This is a genomic window from Nocardioides sp. Bht2, from assembly GCF_047308515.1.
Classification (GTDB): Bacteria; Actinomycetota; Actinomycetes; order Propionibacteriales; family Nocardioidaceae; genus Nocardioides.
In genome coordinates, this window is the sequence record NZ_JBLBWI010000043.1 from 1 (window position 1) to 600 (window position 600).

Annotated in this window: 1 protein-coding gene; it reads right to left on the reverse strand. The window is 67.8% G+C overall.

Annotation, left to right across the window (positions count from 1 at the left end; genetic code table 11):
* A partial coding sequence (locus tag ACLM5J_RS20840) for an aminotransferase class III-fold pyridoxal phosphate-dependent enzyme (protein ID WP_413658599.1) occupies positions 1-600 on the reverse strand: 600 nt, incomplete at both ends.

A 600-nucleotide genomic window follows, 5' to 3' on the forward strand; every position in this document is an offset into this window, starting at 1 on the left:
TCCAGCGCCTCGGCGATTTCGCGACGGGTGATGACCACGCCCAGCGGCTGGCCGTTACCCATGCCCTTGGCCATGGTAATGATGTCCGGCACCACGCCCTGTTCCTCGAAGCCCCAGAAGTACTCGCCCAGGCGGCCATAACCCACCTGCACTTCGTCGGCGATGCACACCCCGCCGCGGGCGCGGACCTTGGCATAGGCTGCGCGCAGGTAGCCTGCGGGCAGCGAGATACCGCCGGCATTGCCGTACACCGGTTCGCAGATGATGCCCGCCAGCTGACGGCCACGGGCGTCGAGGTCAACCAGCTTGGCATCGACGTCTTGCAGGTAGTCGGCGGCGCTGTCGGCCCCGCGGAAGCGGCCGCGGAAGGTGTTCGGTGCTTCGACCGGGTGAACCCAGTCCGGGCGGGTTTCCAGGGCTTGCGGGTTGTCGGCGATCGACGTGGAGATGGCATCGGTGGCCACCGACCAGCCGTGGTAGGCCTCCAGCACACTGAGCAGATCGCGCCCGCCACTGTAGGCCCAGGCCAGGCGAATCGCCAGGTCGTTGGCCTCGGTGCCGCTGTTGACCATGAACACCCGGTCGAAACCTTCGGGGGCC